The following is a 16,981-nucleotide window of genomic DNA, read 5'->3' on the forward strand; positions in this document are numbered from 1 at the left end:
CTTGCTACCAGGGGCTTTATGGAAGTCGATCAATCAGAACAACGTACCGTCACGCGGCTCTGTATTCAGTGCGGTCTTTTTTTATTGCAACATGGGGCGGAAAGCGCTTTGGTGGAGGAGCTCTCAACCCGCCTGGGGCGTGCGCTGGGGATGGACAGCGTTGAAAGCGCCATCTCGTCAAACGCCATCGTGCTGACCACCATTAAAGATGGGCTGTGCCTGACCTCAACGCGCAAAAACAGCGATCGCGGCATCAACATGCACGTGGTCACCGAAGTGCAGCACATTGTCATCATGGCCGAGCACAAACTGCTGGACCATAAAGATGTCGCTAAGCGCTTTGCACAGATTAAACCTCTGCGCTACCCGCGCTGGCTGGTGGTGCTGATGGTCGGCCTCTCCTGCGCCTGCTTCTGTAAGCTTAACAACGGCGGCTGGGACGGCGCGCTGGTCACCTTTTGCGCCAGCACCATCGCGATGTACATCCGTCAGGTGCTGACGCACCGCTCCATGCACCCGCAGATTAACTTCGGTCTGACCGCGTTTGTCGCCACTACCGTCTCCGGGCTGATGCTCCAGCTCCCGACCTTCCACCAGACTTCAACCGTCGCCATGGCGGCAAGCGTGCTGCTGTTGGTTCCCGGTTTTCCGCTGATTAATTCGGTGGCCGACATGTTCAAAGGGCATATTAATACCGGCCTCGCGCGATGGGCCATCGCCAGTCTACTGACGCTGGCAACCTGCATCGGCGTGGTGATGGCAATGACGTTATGGGGGCTACGCGGATGGGTGTAATCGATTTTCTGCTCTTGCTGGCGCAGGACATCGTGCTGTCGGCGATCCCTGCCGTCGGCTTTGCGATGGTGTTTAACGTGCCGCAGCGCGCGCTGCCGTGGTGTGCCCTGCTGGGAGCTATCGGCCACGCCTCGCGCTTCACGATGATGACCGCAGGTTTTAATATCGAATGGTCCACTTTCCTGGCGGCCATGCTGGTCGGCAGCATCGGCATTCAGTGGTCACGCTGGTATCTGGCGCACCCGAAAATCTTTACCGTCGCCGCCGTCATCCCAATGTTCCCCGGTATTTCAGCCTATACGGCGATGATCTCGGCGGTAAAAATCAGCCACTTTGGCTACACCGAAGAGATGATGATTACCTTACTGAGCAACTTCCTGAAGGCCTCGTCAATCGTCGGTGCGCTTTCGATTGGCCTGTCTATTCCGGGCCTGTGGCTTTACCGCAAGCGCCCGCGGGTGTAATCCTCAGGGCGGCACGGGAGAGTGCCGCCCTTCCCCTCGCTTGTGCTACTATGTGCAGTATTCGTGCGGTTTTCCCGCACCCTTCCCGTGATTTTTCAGTATTGAGATAGTGTTATGTCTTCTCGTATTTTGACGCCCAACGTGATTGGTATTGAAGCCTTCGTGGCCGATCCCAAGGCGATCCTTGCGCAGACTCAGGGCGGCGCGGTCGCCGTGTTTGCTAACAATGCGCCCGCGTTTTATGCCGTCACGCCAGAGCGGCTGGCGCAGCTGTTGGCGCTGGAAGAAAAGCTTGCCCGTCCGGGCAGCGACGTGACGCTGGATGCCCAGTTCTTTGAAGAGCCAACGGCGGCGCCGGTCTCTGTACCGATGGGAAAATTCGCCATGTACCCGGGCTGGCAGCCCGACGCCGAGTTCCTGCGCCTTTCTGCGCTGTGGGGGATCGCCTTAAGCGAGCCGGTCACGCCGGAAGAGCTGGCGTCGTTTGTCGCCTACTGGCAGGCTGAGGGCAAAGTGTTCCACCACGTACAGTGGCAGCAAAAGCTGGCGCGCAGCGTTCAGATGGGCCGGGCGAATAATAGCGGCCAGCTGCGGCGAGACGTTAACGCGGTCAGCGAACCAGACCGCCAGATTCCACCGGGGTTCAGAGGTTGAGCATGAAAGACGTTGGCGAATTAATGAAGCGCCTGCAAAAAATGATGCCGGCGCATATCGAACCGGCCTTTAAAACCGGCGAAGAGCTGTTGGCCTGGCAGAAAGAACAGGGCGAGATCCGCGCAGCGGCGCTGGCGCGCGAAAACCGTGCGATGAAGATGCAGCGCACGTTTAACCGTTCCGGTATTCGTCCGCTGCATCAGAACTGTTCGTTCGATAACTATCGTGTCGAGAACGAAGGCCAGATGAACGCGCTGGCGAAAGCCCGCCAGTACGTCGACGAATTTGACGGCAATATCGCAAGCTTCATCTTCTCCGGCAAACCGGGTACCGGTAAAAACCACCTTGCCGCCGCTATCTGTAACGAGCTGCTGCTGCGCGGTAAGTCGGTGCTGATCATCACCGTGGCCGACATTATGTCCGCCATGAAAGAAACGTTCGGCAACCGGGAAACCAGCGAAGAGCAGCTGCTAAGCGATCTGAGCAACGTTGACCTGCTGGTTATCGATGAAATCGGCATGCAGACCGAATCGCGCTATGAGAAGGTGATTATCAACCAGATCGTCGATCGCCGTTCGTCATCTAAACGCCCGACGGGCATGTTGACCAACAACAACCTCGATGAAATGAATAAGCTGCTCGGCGAGCGGGTGATGGACCGTATGCGTCTTGGCAACAGCCTGTGGGTGATTTTTAACTGGGAAAGTTATCGCAGCCGCGTCACCGGCAAAGAGTATTAAGATACTTCCGATGAATGACAGGCGTATACTTATCACGTCTATTTATCATTGCACACGAGTACACCTCATGAAATCAGTAAAATCGATGCTTTGCCGCGTAATCATTGCCAGCGCGTTTGTTTCTACCGCTGCGGGCGCCGTATCGTTAAATGACCTGAGCAGCGCCGCCAGCCAGCTTGCCGGCAGCAGCAGCACGTCGCAGAGCGGCGGTTCTTCGCTCTCTTCGCTGACCAGCCTGCTTAACGGCGGTAGCCAGTCTCTGAGCGCCAGCAGCATGAACAATGCCGCCGGGATCATGGGGTACTGCGCGAAAGAAAAACTGGCTTCTGTTGCCAATGTCGATAACGTGAAAAACCAGGTACTGGATAAACTGGGCCTCAACACGGCAACCGAACAGAAGCAGGATACCGGCTATATGGAAGGCATTCAGGGCCTGCTGAACGCCAAAGACGGGCAGAAGCTTGACCTCGACAGCCTGGGCAACACCGAGCTGGGCAAAAAAGTGAAAGCCAAAGCCTGTGACTTCGTGCTCAAACAGGGCGTTAACTTCATTTCCTGATTGTCTTCGTGCGGCGAGCGCCCTGCTCGCCGCACAAAAAAAACTGTTCAAATAATAAACATATCTAAACCAATTCCGAATAACAACGCACTTTACTCACGTTAGAATTGCAGACAGATGACGGCACAATTACATTGTGAAGTCAGTTTCTGTTCAGCCAGAAGACCTGGCGCGCTTGAGGATGTCTAGTGTCAGAGTTGTTATCCATCGTTTTGTTCCTGGCCTCCATCGCCATTTACGCCTGTAAGGCAGGGCGTAATAAATGGTGGTTCGCCGCTACCTTAACCGTACTGGGCCTGTTTGTGGTCCTGAATATCACCCTGTACGCCAGCGACTACTTTACCGGCGACGGAATTAACGATGCGGTGCTCTACACGCTGACCAACAGCCTGACCGGCGCAGGCGTCAGTAAATATATTCTTCCCGGCATCGGCCTCGCTGCCGCTCTGCTCGCCGTCTTTGGCGCGCTGGGCTGGGTATTGCGCCGACGCCGTTCTCATCCTCATCATTTCGGCTACAGCCTGCTGGCGCTGATTCTGGCCGTTTGCTCAGTCGACGCCAGTCCGGCCTTCCGCCAGATTAGCGAGCTGGTCAAATCCCAGTCTCGCGACGGCGATCCGGACTTCGCGGCCTACTATAAAGAGCCGTCGAAGACAATTCCGAAGCCAAAGATGAATCTCGTTTATATCTACGGCGAGAGTCTGGAGCGCACCTATTTTGATGATGAGGCCTTCCCGAACCTGACCCCGGAGCTGGGCGCGCTGAAAAACCAGAGCCTGGACTTTAGCCACACCATGCAGCTGCCGGGCACCGACTACACCATTGCCGGAATGGTCGCCTCACAGTGTGGTATTCCACTGTTTGCGCCGTTCGAAGGCAACGCCTCGGCGTCGCTGTCGAGCTTCTTCCCGCAGAATATCTGCCTTGGCGATATCCTGAAAAACTCCGGCTACGAAAACTACTTCGTTCAGGGCGCCAACCTGCGCTTTGCCGGTAAAGATGTGTTCCTGAAATCGCACGGTTTTGACTATCTTTACGGTGCCGAAGAGCTGAAAACCACCGTCGCTGACCCGAGCTATAAAAACGACTGGGGTTATTACGACGATACCGTGCTCGACGAAGCGTGGAAGAAATTCGAAGCGCTGTCCCGCGAAGGCAAGCGATTCTCACTGTTTACCCTGACCGTCGATACCCACCACCCGGACGGCTTTATCTCCCGTACCTGTAACCGTAAGCGGTATGACATCAACGGCAAAGCCAACCAGTCGTTCAGCGCGGTCGCCTGTAGCCAGGAACATATCGCTGAATTTATCAATAAAATCAAAGCATCACCGTGGTTTAAAGATACCATCATCGTGGTTTCCTCCGACCATCTGGCGATGAAAAATACCGCCTGGGACGCCCTCAACAAGCAGGACCGCAGCAATCTGTTCTTCGTACTGCGCGGCGATAAGCCCGACGATCAGGACGTCATCGCGGTGAAGCGTAACACGATGGACAACGGCGCTACGGTGCTGGACATGCTGGGTGGCGACAACTTCATCGGGCTGGGGCGCAGTAGTCTGTCCGGAGAGTCGCTGTCGGAAGTGTTCCTCAACATGAAGGAAAAGGTGCTGGCGTGGAAGCCGGATATCATTCGCCTGTGGAATTTCCCGAAAGAGATCAAAACGTTCTCCATCGACGGCCAGAAAAATATGATTGCCTTCTCCGGCAGCCATTTCCGCCTGCCGCTGCTGCTGCGCGTGTCTGACAACCGCGTTGAGCCGCTGCCGGAAAGCGAATACTCCGCTCCACTGCGCTACCAGCTGGCCGATTTCGCCCCGCGCGATAACTTTGTCTGGATCGACCGTTGCTACAAGATGGCGCAGCTATGGTCGCCCAAGCTGGCTCTGTCTACCGACTGGTGCGTCTCACAGGGTCAGCTCGGCGGCGAACAAAAAGTGCAGCACGTCGACAAAGCGGTCTGGAACGGTAAGACCGATTTTCGCGATACGGTCATCGACATGGTGCGCTACAAAGGCAACGTGGATGCGCTCAAAACCGTCGATAACGATATTCGCTATAAGGCCGACAGCTTTATCTTTAACGTCGCCGGCGCGCCGGAAGAGGTGAAAAGCTTTAGCGGCATCTCCCGCCCTGAATCCTGGGGACGCTGGTCCAACGCACAGCTCGGCGATGCGGTAAAAATTGAGTATCAGCAGCCGCTGCCAAAACGCTTCGACCTGGTTATCACCGCTAAGGCCTTTGGCCCGAACGCCGATAAGCCCATCCCGGTTCGCGTCGGCGACAGCGAGCAAATGCTCACACTCGGCCACGACGTTACCACCACCACGCTGCACTTCGAAAACCCGTCGGACGCCAGTACGCTAGTGATCGTGCCTCCTGACCCGCAGGCCACCAACGAGGGTAACATCCTCGGCCACTCGCCGCGCAAGCTCGGCATCGGGATGGTAGAAATCAAAGTGATTGCCGCAGAGGGTTAACGCCGGATGCACACGGGGGGCATATCGCCCCCCTTCTCGCCGCCCGGGTCGCCCTTTTCTTCGCGCAGCTTGCGCACGTGGTCAATACCCCCGCATCCGGCAAATATTATCTGAACGCCAGCACAGACGCCGTTTGCCGATGTTTTCACCGAGCGAGCGAAGCGCCTGGTCATGCAAATAAAAGAGGCCGGAACGTTCACCTGCTTGCCCAGCGCCATTTTTTATTTTCATCCCCAGGACCCGGTATTTTACGGCGATAAAGGTCGTCTGGTACTGAGCCAGTGTTCCCAGCTCCGTGGCAAGGCCAGCTCCTGTCAGACGCTGTTTTTTTACGAGTGGTAGAGAGTGAAACAGAAAAAAAGACTCCTTTGCGTCATTGCCCTGAATGCCCTGTTGATCCTGGGCACCCTGCTGTGGATTGACCAGAGCACGCGTCTTTCCATGACCTGCCAGGGCAGCCTGACCTACAAAGACAGCCACCAGGATAATCATTTCACCTTCGAAGGCATGGTGGTCATGCACTTCACGCCGGACGGTACGGGCTATTTCAACGTCAACGGCGACGTCGTGACTAACGGCCAGAACTGGAAAGTCTCGCGCCAGGAGAGCTTTGACTGGCAGCACGTACATGAAATGTTTTACCAGCTGCACATTAAACAGGTCGAAAAATTTGGCCATGACAATGTCCCGGCAGGCATTTTTGAACAATACGCGCTCGGCATCACCTCCGGGCAAAAGCGGCTGCTGAACATTCGCAAAACTCCGGACGACGCCATCGTTATCAGCAATTTCTATTCACCGATTCTGGTGTGCACCCGTTAACCGTCGCATCGGTATGAGCGCGCAGGCTATACTCGGCCGATGATATACACCTTTCGCCCGACCGCCCCGGCGGAGATTACCGCCCTACCTGCCATTGAACGCGCCGCCGGGCAGCGCTTTCGGCAGGTACCCGAACTGGCCTGGCTGGCAGAAGGCCCGGTCATCTCGGCCGAGCGCCATCGTGAATACGTTGACGCAGGCACAAGCTGGCTGGCGCTGGTCGACGATCGCCCGGTGGGATTTTTGCTGGCTCAGGCGCAGGGTAACGTTCTGTTTATCGTTGAATTTTCGCTGCATCAGGCGTGGCAGGGGCGCGGTCTTGGCCGCCGATTAATGGACTATGTGATTGCCCAAGCGCGAGAAAAAGGCTTTCGTGCGCTGACGTTGACCACCTTTCGCACGGTGCCGTGGAACGGGCCGTGGTATGCGAAGCAGGGATTTGAATTTCTGGCGGACGAGACGCTCAGCCCATCGCTGAGGATGACGCTGGCAGAAGAAGCGGCGCACGGTATGGCGTATGAATCACGCTGCGCCATGCGCCTGACGCTAGGTTAACGCGCCCGTTAAGGGCGCGAAAATATCAGAACGTTTCCCAGTTTTCACCGCTGTCGGTGGCCGCCGCTTTGCGCAGCATCACCGGCGCTGGCGCTGCCGCGCTGGCCGATTCGCGCCCGGCGTTAGCCTGGCTCTGCTGAATGCGGAATACCGCCACCGCCTGAGTCAGGCGGCTGGCCTGCTCTTCCAGCGCCGCCGCAGCAGCAGCGGACTCTTCCACCAGCGAGGCGTTCTGCTGAGTGACGCGGTCCATCTCTGCCACCGCCAGACCGACCTGGTCGATACCGCGGCTCTGCTCATCGGACGCCGAGGCGATTTCCCCCATAATATCGGTCACGCGGGTGACTGCATTCACGATCTCATCCATGGTTTCACCGGCGCTTTCCACCAGCGTCGAACCGAGATCGACACGGTTAACCGAGTCTTCAATCAGGCTCTTAATCTCGCGCGCCGCCTGGGCGCTACGCTGCGCCAGGTTACGCACTTCGCCCGCCACGACCGCAAACCCGCGGCCCTGTTCACCCGCACGCGCGGCTTCGACAGCGGCGTTCAGCGCCAGGATGTTGGTCTGGAAGGCAATACCGTCAATCACGCTGATAATGTCGGCAATTTTCTGCGAACTGGCGGTGATATCACGCATGGTTTGCACCACGTTATCCACCACTTTACCGCCCTTCTGCGCGGTTTCTGACGCGCTCAGCGCCAGATGGCTGGCCTGACGGGCGTTTTCGGCGTTCTGCTTCACGGTAGCGGTCAGCTCTTCCATGCTGGCCGCCGTCTCCTCAAGGGAGGCCGCCTGCTGTTCGGTACGCGAAGAGAGATCGTTATTGCCCATCGCGATTTCGCTGGCACCGCTATAAATCGCATCGGCACCCTGACGGACTTCACCAACGGTGCGCGCCAGCTCGCCCTGCATATGACGCAACGAATGCGCCAGCTGGCCCATTTCGTTGTCGCTTTCCACGTCAATACGCTTCACCAGATCGCCCCCGGCAATATGGCGAATGCTGTCGATTAAACGATTCAGTGGCGCGATAAGCGTTTTGCGCACGCCCAGCCACACGCTGACGATCACCGCCAGCACCGCGATCATCACGCTAAAGAGGATCCACAGCGCTTGGGTATACGACGCATTGCTGTCATTCACCGCCAGATCGTACAGGCTGTCGTTCTGCTGCAGGTAGTTAACGTAGGCTTTCTCAAAGCCATCCTGATAACCCTGCGTCGGCTGGTCGAAGAAGTCGTTGATTTTGCCCGCACCGAGCAGCTTAATCAGCTCGGCCAGCGCGCCGTGGTAAATGTCGTAGTTGCGCTGAATTTCCAGCGCCGCCGCTTCGCTTTGACGCGGATCGCGCGGCATCGCTTCATACTCAGCCCAGCGTTTTTCCGCATCCGCCAGAGACTTCGTGGCAATCTGCATCAGCTCGGCGACGGTAGCACCGCTGCCAATGTTGTTCTGATCCATCATGTAACGAATCCCTGCGCGGTTCAGGGTATTACGGGTTTGCAGTAGCGCAACCCAGCTGCCGTTCAGCCCGGACTGCTGCTGACGCACCGTTTGCAAGATAGTGAAGTTCTCTTTGTCGTGCTTCAACGAGTTAAAGAACAGGCCCCCTGATACCATTTGCAACAAGCCAAATAACACCAAAACCAGCACGAGGCTGGTGACAATTTTGATACGTTTTAACATGTTTCTCTTTCCTCCAGACGAATAACGAATTTTCGGCGGGGAAAGGAAAAACTTTATAGAAAATGTGACTATTAACGCACCATGGCCTCAGGATAATCCGTAGGCCAGATGAGCAAAGCGCCATCAGGCGCCACCGCGCACATTGCCGGATGGCGGCATTGCCTTATCCGGCCTGCATGGCCCCGTACGTCGAATATCCCGTAGGCCAGATGAGCAAAGCGCCATCAGGCATCACCGCGCACATTGCCGGATGGCGGCGTTGCCTTATCCGGCCTACATGGATTCAGCCAGCGCGCAAATCTCATCGTACAGACTGCGGGAAAGTTCCAGCCCCTGCTGCTCGCTTTGCTGACGCGCCTGATAGCGACGCTCGCCCGGCAGTCGTGCACCCTGCGCCTGCATGCCGCTGAACAGCGTTTCGGCGCGCGCCAGATGCGCCTCGGCCTGCGCGCCCAGGAAGCGCTGTGGGTCCAGCGCCAGAATCAGCTCGCCGCCGTAAGGCAGACCGCCCGCGCCGTTGTCCCACGCCAGCGATTCGGCGCTGGTCATATCGCCAATCAGCGGCCCGGCGAACAGTTCCACCATCGCCGCCAGTGCCGACCCTTTGTGGCCGCCGAAGGTCAGCATCGCACCGTCGAGCACCGCCTGAGGATCGGTGGTCGGCTGGCCGTTGCTATCAATCCCCCAGCCCTCAGGAATCGACTTACCCGCCCGCTGATGCAGCTGAATTTCACCGCGCGCCGCCGCGCTGGTCGCCATATCAAAAATAAACGGCGGCTTGTCGCCGCGCGGCCAGCCGAAGGCAATCGGGTTGGTACCAAACAGCGGCTGCGTGCCCCCCGCCGGGGCCACCCATGCGTGGCTTGGCGTGCACGCATAGCCCACCAGCCCGACCTCGGTCAGCGGTTCCACGTCGGCAAACAGCGCGGAGAAATGCACGCAACGGTTGATCGCCAGCGCCGCAATGCCGCAGTGGCGCGCCTTCTCAATCAACAGCGGCAGCGCCTGTTCATAAGCGCACAGCGAATAGGCGCCGTGGGCGTCGGCTTTCACAATCGCCGGAGCCTGATCGACGATGGTCGGCTCAGCGTCCGGCGACACTTTGCCTTTGCGCAGGGTTTCGACAATCCCCAGCAGACGCCACAGGCCGTGCGATGCACAGCCGTCACGTTCGCCCGCCGTCACGTTGCGCGCAATAGCGTCGGCGTGAGGCTGTGAAAAACCGTTGGCGCGCAGAACCTCGAAGGCCAGCGTGTAAGCGTCGTTGAGTGCGATGTTGACCGTTGTCATGTAAATCTCCGTATTATTGTTGTACTGGCATAAAGCGTAGACGGAGGCGCAGGTTTTACTTGGTTAACGTAGTGATTTAAATCACATTAATTTCCAGAGGCGCCGTCGATGTTCTGCGCAAACTCTATCACGCCTTTAATCAGCCGTGGATTATTGATGACGTCACGCTCAAAGGTGCTACCCAGTTCGCTAAAGCGCAACCGATGGGTCAGCAGCATCTCAGCACTCAGCGCGCCGCTGCGCATCAGCTCGCCGACGCGAACAAAATCTTCAGCGGTGGCATTGCGGCTGCCCATCAGGGTGGTCTCTTTTTTATGAAACTCCGGATCGGAAAACTGCAGGTCGCCTTTAAACAGGCCGACAAATACGATGCTGCCGCCGTGGCGGATCAGATCCACCGCGCGATTCATCGACTGCGGGCTGCCCGTGGCATCCACGATCTTGTGCGCCAGATTGCCGCCAAACAAAGCGCGTAGCCGGGCGTCAAAATCTGCCGCCAGCGGATCGAGCGTCGGAAGATCCAACTGCGCCGCCACGTGTGCGCGCCGATCGCTGCTGACATCCGCCACCGCCACCCGCGCGCCTTCGGCTTTGGCAATCGCCGCTGCGCCCAGGCCAATTGGCCCCGCGCCAACCACCAGCACTTCGTCGCCCGCCTGCACCGCCGCTCTGCGCACCGCATGAGCGCTGATGGCAAACGGTTCAATTAGCGCCACGGCCTCCGGCGCAATGCCTTCCGCCAACAGGATGTTTTGCTGCGGTACACACAGAAACTCGCTAAAACCACCGTCACGATGCACGCCGATCACCGCGATATTTTCACAGCAGTTGTCGCGTCCACTCTGGCAGGCGCTACAGGTATGACAGGCTACGTAGGGGATTACCGCCACCTGCTGGCCAACCCGCCATGTCTGAACGGCGCTCCCCACCTCAACAATATCGCCACAAATTTCATGGCCTAATACCCGCGGGTAGCTGAAAAAAGGCTGTTTGCCTCCCCACGCATGGATATCCGTACCGCATATTCCGACCGTTTTTATTTTTATTAATACCTCATCTTTTTGTGGTTTTGGAATATTCCGCGACTGCCACGCCCATTCGCCGGGTTGCTGACAAACTAACGTTTTCATAATAATCATTGGGGCTTCTCCTTTTATGTTCTCCTTGTTATTGTGGATTTCGCGGTAATTCCGTATCAGTGCAACAAATTCTTGTGAATGCCAACGCAGAAATAGGTTTTAAATTCGTTTTTAATCATTATCAGGAGGATGCAGCATGAGCCGTTCGCAGAATTTACGTCGTAGCGTGGTGAATCAGATTATCGATGGTATCGCCCGCGGTCATATTCCTTCTCCGCTGCCGGTGCAGTCGGCGCTGGGCGAGATGTTTAACATCAGCCGCACCACCGTCAGGCACATTCTCATCCACCTGCAGCAGCGCGGCGTGCTGGAGAAAATTGGCAAAGATTACATCGTGCTACGCAAACCTGATGCGCTGGACGGCTTTGAGTGCACCCAGGCGCCGCTCGAAGAACAGACGCAGATTTTTGAACAGGCATTTTTTTCAATGATTAACCAGCGGCAGCTGAAGGCCGGGGAAGTGATGAGCGAAATTGCCCTGGCAAAAATGGCCGGCGTCAGTCCGGTGGCGGCCAGAGAATATTTGCTGAAATTTGGCCGCTATAATCTTATCGTCAGCGAAAAGCGCGGTCTTTGGCGCATGAAAGAATTTGACCGCTCCTACGCCGAGCAGCTTTTTGAATTACGCGAAATGCTGGAATTACACGCCCTTCAGCGCTTTCTTAATTTGCCCGACGGCGACCCTCGCTGGCTACAGGCAAAAACATTACTGGAGCACCATCGGCAATTAAGAGATCGTATTGGTGACAACGTAAAAACATTCTCCCAGCTTGACCGGGATTTTCATGCCTTATTGCTTTCGGCCGCCAACAATATATTTTTTAATCAGTCACTGGAAATTATCTCGGTTATTTTCCACTTCCACTATCAGTGGGATGAAAGCGATCTTAAACAGCGCAATATTATCGCCATTGATGAGCACATGATGATCCTGACAGCGCTGATCTGCCGTAACGAGATCGATGCCACTCTGGCGCTGCGCAACCATTTAATGACGGCGAAGCAGTCAATGATCCGTTCGATCGATCAAACTGCCCGCCGCCGTTCCGACTAGCGCAGCGGCTTCACCTGCCGCTGCTGTGCATCCTGATCGCCCATAAAGTGGCCAATCGCCAGCAGCATCTCCAGCGCCTCGTAGCGGCGCAGATAGCGGCGTGGGCGGAAGCGGCCTTCCTCATCGCAGCGCATAAAACCAAAGGCCACCGCGCGCTGAGCATTGGTAAGGTAGATATCGCGCAGAATGCGCCCGTCGGTAAAGGTCGATTGCAGCATCGTGGAGGCGTTACGGTACGACACGCCGCAGCTCATCATGGCGACCGTCGCCGCCTCTTCGCGACGAATCGGACGGTCGGGCAGGAATTTCCCCTGCACCAGCGCCATCATGCCGCGCTGAATCAGGGCGGCAATGCCCGGATACCAGACGGAATCCGGCGCAATATCCTGGATGACGACCCCATTCGACGGCTGATACTGCAATCCCCACAGGCGAATGATCATCTGCGCCAGCTCAAAGCGGGTAATACATTCCGCGCCGCCTTTCTCTTCGATCACCCCGCGCGCGCACAAAATACCGGCATTAACCGAATGGCTGCTCGCCAGATCGATGCTGCCCTCCGGCTGAATCAGCCACGGCTTACTCAGCAGGCTCATCTCTCCGTGGTTTACCCGACAGCGTACAAAACGCCCGGCCATCGTCGGCGTGAGCGCCAGAATATCGCCCTCGCCCAGCGGCGTCATTGGCCCTTCCGCCGTTTTTCCCAGCCACCACGAATAGCGCAGGACCGCATCGTCATTGCCCGGCAGCTGCGCAATCGCCCGTAGATAGTCGCCCACCTGCGGTAGCCCGCGAATAAACAGCTGCACCGGGCGCGGATAGGCCAGCCCGTTAATGGTGACATTTTCCACCTTCACGCCGCTGCCCCAGTGGGCGGCGTGCAGCGGATGCTCAACGTCGGTGATGCGAATATCCTTCAGCACCAGCCCTTCAATTGGCGACTGTGCCAGCCCTTCGATAAACAGGCCGTATTCGCCGCCGCTCGCTTCCAGATCTTCAACCACGATATTGCGAAAACGCGGCAGATGGCTGCCGTAAACGCCCTCGGCATAGTTCATGGTGGCGTGGACCACCGCATCGCGCACCCGCTTCACCCGCGAGTGGCGCAGCCAGACGTTTTCAATCACCCCGCCGCGCAGGGCGTTAGCTTTGAGGCGCAGCGGGTAAGTCAGCGCCGGGCTATCAAATTCATTGCCCACGGCGAACACGTTGCGGATACCGCCGCTCATCTCGCTGCCTAACGCAATGCCGCCGTGGCCATCGGCAAAACGGTTATGGCGGATGATGATGTTTTCACAGGGAATATTGGCCTCACGCCCGTCGCGATCGCGCCCGGACTTAATGGCGATGCAGTCATCACCGGAGTCAAACAGGTTATCTTCAATTAATACATCGCAGCAGCTTTCCGGGTCGACGCCGTCGTTATTGTGGCCGTGGGAGCGCAGCGTCATGCGCCGGACGGTAACGTTGCGGCACAGGACCGGGTTCACCTGCCACATCGGCGAATTGCGCAGCGTAACGCCTTCCAGCAGGACGTTCTCACAGCGCAGGGTCTGAATAAACATCGGCCGCAGGTAGTGGCCGTCGCCAAAACGGCGCTCGGCGACCGGCACGCCGTTGAGGTTCATTTCGCGCAGACGCAGGCTGGCGGGGCGCTGCAGGTTGCGGGCGGAGGTCGACCAGGCGTGCTCAATCTGATGCGTCCAGTGCCACCAGACGCTGTCGCTGGCCTGACCGTCCAGCACGCCCCGCCCGGTCAGCGCAATATTCTGCGCATCGCAGGCATAAATCAGCGCCCGGTAGTTCCACAGCGGCGAGCACTCCCAGTGGCCGAAAGCCAGCGGGTAGTGCGCTTCGGTGGTCTCGGTCGTGAACAGCAGCACGCTCTGTGGGCTATCCAGATGCAGGTTTATATTGCTGAGCAGCGCCAGTGAGCCGGTAAGATAGCGACCGGCTGGCACCACCACTCTGCCGCCGCCCTGGCGGTGGAGATGAGCGATCGCCCGCTGAATTGCCTGGGTGTCCAGCGTGACGCCGTCGCCGACGGCGCCAAAATCGCGCACGTTCACCTCGGCTGAAGGAATACGCGGATCGTGGATCCGCGCCAGAATTTTTTGCTCTTCCTCGACGCTCAGCACCGCGCTGGGGTTTGTCGTCATGACCTTGTCCTTAAGTTATCCGTTTAGATGGGCAAGCGCTTCCCCTAGCGCCAGCATGGCCAGCGACTGCCCGTAGGCGCGCTGACGAACGCGGATATCCAGATAGTGCTGGAGGTCGCGTCCTACCGATGTGCCAGCCGACACGTCAGCCACTTCCCCTTGATCGTTAATCCGTGCAATCAGCGCCTGGATGCCCGCCCACCCCGCATCACGGCAGCGGTTGTCCAGCAGCCCCAGCCGCGCGCCTTTCAGCAGCGCGTAGGTCAGCCCGGCGGTACCCGACGCTTCCTGATAGCTTTCAGGGTGATCGATTAACGTCGACCACATCCCGTTGTTATGCTGGTAGTGCACCGCCGCCTGCATCTGGCGGACAAATGCTTCGCGGATAAAGCGCGTATTGGCGTTATCGGCATTCGCCATCTCGAGAAAATCGACGCTGCCCACCGCCGCCCAGCCGTTACCCCGCCCCCACAGCGCCGCGCCGTAGTTGTTGCGTTCGATAAAGCTCCAGCCGTGCATCCACAGTCCGCTACGGCGGTCGACGAGATATTTGATGTGCAGTAAGAATTGATACGCCACATCGTCCATGTAGTGCGGTTTATTGAGCAGCTGTGACGCGCGGGCGTGGAACAGGCCGCTCATAAACAGCGTATCGACCCACAGCTGCTCTTCGTTGAGATGATCGCTGGTGCAGTGGGTGTAGCCGTTTTCCTGGGTGCGCAGCAGACGCGTGTCGATCCAGTCGGCGTAGTCGGCGATATCCGTCAGCCAGCCGGTTTCGCCGAGTTCCGCCGCCATGCAGGTGGCGGTCAGCATCGGCGCCATGCGGTTGATGTTTTTCTCCGGCAGCCCTTCAGCCATCCGCCGGGAGAACCAGCCGTTCAGGTAATCGAGGTAACGCGGCTCGCGGGTAATCTGATACAGACGCCAGATGCCGTAAATGCCCACCCCCTGCGACCAGTCCCAGTTTTCAATCGACAGGTCAGAAGCGATAACCTTCTGTTTTTTTAGCTCAGCGTCGTTGGTGCGCACCACAATCACTTCATTAAACAGCGTATCCAGCTTGCTTAAAATCGACTCTTTTAATAATTGCGACATAACCACCTCAATTACATGATCTTTTTCAGGACGCGCTGCGCGCGCTGGGGAAATTCATCGGCCAGTTGTTCAAGGGTGAGCTGCCCGTAGTCATAGCGCTGAACCGCATCGAGGAAGTAGGACAACAGCTGTGGGTTTTCAAACCACGGCGACGGCTCAATTTTGCCCATCAGCTGGTCTACCTGCGCCAGCCCCTGCACTTGGATCTGGCTGTTATCCAGCACGCCGTCCTGTTGCAGGACTTTTACCGCTTCGGCGCTCAACGGCACGCCGCGCTGGAGACCCATGGCTTTAATCCCCTGTGGGTCGTTGAGCAGGAAGTTAATCAGCTTCGCCGCCAGTTCCGGGTGTTTGCTGTTTTTACCGATGGAGAACATCATCGCCGGTTTAAAGAAGATGCCCGCATCGGTTGCCCCTGGCAGCATCGGATACGGCCCCACTTCCAGATGCGCAGGCGCGCGCAGGCTACCGGCAAAGGTACCGTCGGTGCTCCAGGTGTGGACGCCGCCGATTTTGCCGTCCAGCCATGGTTTAATTTCCCAGGCGTTGGCTTTGCCGAAGGCCGAGAGATATTTCATGGAAGGAATAACATGGTTATCCACCAGCTTTTTGTACATGCCGAAATAGTCCAGCCACTGTTCGCGGCTGTAGGTAAAGGCTTTTTTCTGCGGGTCGATCATCGGGATGTTGTATTTCTGCACCATGTAAGAGTTCAGAAACGTCATGATGGTGGTGTCATGATTAGCGAGGATAAACGGGTAGTAGTCGTCTCCCAGCGTATTTTTAAACGCCGGACCGGCGGCAATCATCTGTTCCCAGGTCTGCGGATAGGCAACGCCCGCTTTTTTCCACAGTTCCGGATTGTAGTACATCGAACGCCCGGTCATCGCCACCGGCACACCGTTCAGCTTGCCGTTCATCGTCACCAGTTGCTTGCCCTGGCTGGAAAACTGGCTGAGGTCGATATTCGCCGACTGGCGGTTAATATCGTAAAACCCGTCGCCGTTCTTCGAGAACATCACCAGCCAGTTCCAGTTAATCTGCATCACGTCCGGTTCGGTATTGCCCGCCAGTTGGGTGCTCAGGCGGGATAAATAGCCGTCCCAGCCGCTGGGTTCGGTATTGATTTTAACGTCCGGGTTTTGCGCTTCGAAGGCTTTAATCGCCTCAGTGGTGGCCTGATGGCGCTGGTTGCCACCCCACCACGACATGCGCAATTCCGTGGCGGATTGCCCCACCGCTGGCCACAACATGCCCGCTCCCAGAACCAAACAAAGTGCTTTTAGCCGCATATTTTTCATTGTGTTCATCCTTTTTATGGATACAGGTCGGCAAGCTGCATGGCTCACCGGCCGGGTTGCGCCAATAGTCGGGAAAACGCGGCGGCGGGGAGAGGGTCATCACGCTGAGTTGTGATCAATTAGTGACAATAGTGTTTTTTATTGGTTTTTAATCATACGTAGTTGTGCGCAGAGAAAC

The 16,981-nt window shown here is 57.3% G+C and carries 16 protein-coding genes; 9 read left to right on the plus strand and 7 right to left on the minus strand.

The features are described from left to right. Positions 1-18: 18 nt before the first annotated feature. From H7R58_RS20670 to opgB, 6 genes are all read left to right on the plus strand, one after another. Positions 19-795: a threonine/serine exporter family protein gene (locus tag H7R58_RS20670; RefSeq protein WP_182929516.1), complete on the plus strand. Its 777-nt coding sequence runs from the start codon at positions 19-21 to the stop codon at positions 793-795. Beyond that, the gene (locus H7R58_RS20675; RefSeq protein WP_182929517.1) at positions 786-1,259 is read left to right on the plus strand and encodes a threonine/serine exporter; all 474 of its coding nucleotides are present in this window, start codon (positions 786-788) and stop codon (positions 1,257-1,259) included. Before H7R58_RS20670 ends, H7R58_RS20675 begins: the two co-directional genes overlap by 10 nt. Before the next feature lie 114 nt (positions 1,260-1,373). Further along, positions 1,374-1,913: a primosomal protein DnaT gene (dnaT, locus tag H7R58_RS20680; RefSeq protein ID WP_106925202.1), complete on the plus strand. Its 540-nt coding sequence runs from the start codon at positions 1,374-1,376 to the stop codon at positions 1,911-1,913. A 2-nt stretch (positions 1,914-1,915) separates the two neighbouring features. Beyond that, positions 1,916-2,653, plus strand: a complete 738-nt coding sequence (gene dnaC, locus H7R58_RS20685; protein WP_106925201.1) for a DNA replication protein DnaC — start codon at positions 1,916-1,918, stop codon at positions 2,651-2,653. Positions 2,654-2,720: 67 nt separating this feature from the next. After that, positions 2,721-3,212, plus strand: a complete 492-nt coding sequence (locus tag H7R58_RS20690; protein ID WP_106925200.1) for a YjjA family protein — start codon at positions 2,721-2,723, stop codon at positions 3,210-3,212. A gap of 188 nt (positions 3,213-3,400) precedes the next feature. Next, positions 3,401-5,695 carry a phosphatidylglycerol--membrane-oligosaccharide glycerophosphotransferase gene (gene opgB, locus H7R58_RS20695; RefSeq protein WP_182929518.1) on the plus strand — a complete coding sequence of 765 codons (2,295 nt, stop codon included), beginning with the start codon at positions 3,401-3,403 and terminating at the stop codon, positions 5,693-5,695. On the opposite strand, the gene H7R58_RS20700 is transcribed toward opgB, so the two are convergent. Then, complete coding sequence (locus H7R58_RS20700; protein ID WP_182929519.1) at positions 5,692-5,913, minus strand: hypothetical protein; 222 nt, start codon at positions 5,911-5,913, stop codon at positions 5,692-5,694. The two genes, opgB and H7R58_RS20700, sit on opposite strands and share 4 nt — an antisense overlap. A 127-nt stretch (positions 5,914-6,040) precedes the next feature. Between H7R58_RS20700 and H7R58_RS20705 the strand changes: the two genes are divergently transcribed. Continuing rightward, positions 6,041-6,517: a FidL-like protein gene (locus tag H7R58_RS20705; protein ID WP_106930427.1), complete on the plus strand. Its 477-nt coding sequence runs from the start codon at positions 6,041-6,043 to the stop codon at positions 6,515-6,517. Between the two features lie 39 nt (positions 6,518-6,556). After that, complete coding sequence (locus tag H7R58_RS20710; protein WP_182929520.1) at positions 6,557-7,072, plus strand: GNAT family N-acetyltransferase; 516 nt, start codon at positions 6,557-6,559, stop codon at positions 7,070-7,072. A gap of 25 nt (positions 7,073-7,097) precedes the next feature. Here the strand turns inward: H7R58_RS20710 and tsr are convergent, their stop codons facing one another. The 3 genes from tsr to H7R58_RS20725 all read right to left on the minus strand — a co-directional run bounded on the left by tsr (position 7,098) and on the right by H7R58_RS20725 (position 11,182). Then, positions 7,098-8,762: a methyl-accepting chemotaxis protein gene (gene tsr / locus H7R58_RS20715; protein WP_182929521.1), complete on the minus strand. Its 1,665-nt coding sequence runs from the start codon at positions 8,760-8,762 to the stop codon at positions 7,098-7,100. A 273-nt stretch (positions 8,763-9,035) separates the two neighbouring features. Then, positions 9,036-10,052, minus strand: coding sequence for an Ldh family oxidoreductase (locus H7R58_RS20720; RefSeq protein WP_182929522.1), 1,017 nt, complete (start codon positions 10,050-10,052; stop codon positions 9,036-9,038). An 86-nt stretch (positions 10,053-10,138) separates the two neighbouring features. Beyond that, complete coding sequence (locus H7R58_RS20725; RefSeq protein WP_106930495.1) at positions 10,139-11,182, minus strand: zinc-binding alcohol dehydrogenase family protein; 1,044 nt, start codon at positions 11,180-11,182, stop codon at positions 10,139-10,141. Positions 11,183-11,327: 145 nt separating this feature from the next. Here H7R58_RS20725 and H7R58_RS20730 point away from each other — a divergent pair, with 145 nt between their 5' ends. Further along, a complete protein-coding gene (locus H7R58_RS20730; RefSeq protein ID WP_182929523.1) occupies positions 11,328-12,245 on the plus strand; it encodes a GntR family transcriptional regulator in 918 nt (305 codons plus the stop codon). On the opposite strand, the gene H7R58_RS20735 is transcribed toward H7R58_RS20730, so the two are convergent. The 3 genes from H7R58_RS20735 to H7R58_RS20745 are packed head-to-tail and all read right to left on the minus strand — an operon-like array spanning position 12,242 to position 16,803. After that, complete coding sequence (locus H7R58_RS20735; protein WP_182929524.1) at positions 12,242-14,404, minus strand: glycosyl hydrolase family 28 protein; 2,163 nt, start codon at positions 14,402-14,404, stop codon at positions 12,242-12,244. The genes H7R58_RS20730 and H7R58_RS20735 overlap by 4 nt on opposite strands. Positions 14,405-14,419: 15 nt before the next feature. Beyond that, the gene (locus H7R58_RS20740) at positions 14,420-15,502 is read right to left on the minus strand and encodes a glycoside hydrolase family 88/105 protein (RefSeq protein WP_182929525.1); all 1,083 of its coding nucleotides are present in this window, start codon (positions 15,500-15,502) and stop codon (positions 14,420-14,422) included. Between the two features lie 11 nt (positions 15,503-15,513). Next, a complete protein-coding gene (locus H7R58_RS20745; RefSeq protein ID WP_106930443.1) occupies positions 15,514-16,803 on the minus strand; it encodes an ABC transporter substrate-binding protein in 1,290 nt (429 codons plus the stop codon). Between the last annotated feature and the right edge of the window lie 178 nt (positions 16,804-16,981).

Origin of the sequence: Klebsiella sp. WP4-W18-ESBL-05, assembly GCF_014169075.1 — a bacterium.
Taxonomy (GTDB): domain Bacteria; phylum Pseudomonadota; class Gammaproteobacteria; order Enterobacterales; family Enterobacteriaceae; genus Kluyvera; species Kluyvera ascorbata_B.

What these genes read in the sequence shown, in the direction of transcription:
- H7R58_RS20735 (WP_182929524.1), bottom strand. Translation starts at nt 14,404, where the DNA reads ATGACGACAAACCCCAGCGCGGTGCTGAGCGTCGAGGAAGAGCAAAAA.
- tsr (WP_182929521.1), bottom strand. Translation starts at nt 8,762, where the DNA reads ATGTTAAAACGTATCAAAATTGTCACCAGCCTCGTGCTGGTTTTGGTG.
- H7R58_RS20710 (WP_182929520.1), top strand. Translation starts at nt 6,557, where the DNA reads ATGATATACACCTTTCGCCCGACCGCCCCGGCGGAGATTACCGCCCTA.
- H7R58_RS20740 (WP_182929525.1), bottom strand. Translation starts at nt 15,502, where the DNA reads ATGTCGCAATTATTAAAAGAGTCGATTTTAAGCAAGCTGGATACGCTG.
- H7R58_RS20720 (WP_182929522.1), bottom strand. Translation starts at nt 10,052, where the DNA reads ATGACAACGGTCAACATCGCACTCAACGACGCTTACACGCTGGCCTTC.
- H7R58_RS20690 (WP_106925200.1), top strand. Translation starts at nt 2,721, where the DNA reads ATGAAATCAGTAAAATCGATGCTTTGCCGCGTAATCATTGCCAGCGCG.
- dnaC (WP_106925201.1), top strand. Translation starts at nt 1,916, where the DNA reads ATGAAAGACGTTGGCGAATTAATGAAGCGCCTGCAAAAAATGATGCCG.
- H7R58_RS20670 (WP_182929516.1), top strand. Translation starts at nt 19, where the DNA reads ATGGAAGTCGATCAATCAGAACAACGTACCGTCACGCGGCTCTGTATT.
- H7R58_RS20700 (WP_182929519.1), bottom strand. Translation starts at nt 5,913, where the DNA reads ATGGCGCTGGGCAAGCAGGTGAACGTTCCGGCCTCTTTTATTTGCATG.
- dnaT (WP_106925202.1), top strand. Translation starts at nt 1,374, where the DNA reads ATGTCTTCTCGTATTTTGACGCCCAACGTGATTGGTATTGAAGCCTTC.
- H7R58_RS20725 (WP_106930495.1), bottom strand. Translation starts at nt 11,182, where the DNA reads ATGAAAACGTTAGTTTGTCAGCAACCCGGCGAATGGGCGTGGCAGTCG.
- H7R58_RS20745 (WP_106930443.1), bottom strand. Translation starts at nt 16,803, where the DNA reads ATGAAAAATATGCGGCTAAAAGCACTTTGTTTGGTTCTGGGAGCGGGC.
- H7R58_RS20675 (WP_182929517.1), top strand. Translation starts at nt 786, where the DNA reads ATGGGTGTAATCGATTTTCTGCTCTTGCTGGCGCAGGACATCGTGCTG.
- H7R58_RS20730 (WP_182929523.1), top strand. Translation starts at nt 11,328, where the DNA reads ATGAGCCGTTCGCAGAATTTACGTCGTAGCGTGGTGAATCAGATTATC.